This is a genomic window from Limnobacter sp. UBA3528, assembly GCF_002377005.1.
In the GTDB taxonomy this organism is placed as follows: domain Bacteria; phylum Pseudomonadota; class Gammaproteobacteria; order Burkholderiales; family Burkholderiaceae_B; genus Limnobacter.
This window is the reverse complement of the sequence record NZ_DFOZ01000034.1, coordinates 32024-32255: the sequence shown is the minus strand read 5'-3', so window position 1 is coordinate 32255 and position 232 is coordinate 32024. Positions and strand designations below refer to the sequence as shown.

Genomic DNA, 232 nt, shown 5'->3' with positions numbered 1-232 from the left:
CATCGCCAACCCCAACAACCCGACAGGTACTTTTCTGCCGCAGAAAAAACTGTTGGATTTTCTGAAGCAGGTCCCTTCGAATGTGTTGGTGGTGCTTGATGAGGCCTACAACGAATTCCTGAAACCTGAGGACCAGTACGATTCCACGCAGTGGGTCGCACAATTCCCCAATTTGCTGGTGTCGCGCAGTTTCTCCAAGGCTTATGGCTTGGCTGGTTTGCGTGTGGGCTAT

1 protein-coding gene is annotated in these 232 nt (G+C 51.7%); it reads left to right on the top strand.

The features are described 5' to 3' along the window. On the top strand, positions 1-232 hold a 232-nt coding region (locus B4N58_RS10710), incomplete at both ends, for an aminotransferase class I/II-fold pyridoxal phosphate-dependent enzyme (protein WP_291749044.1).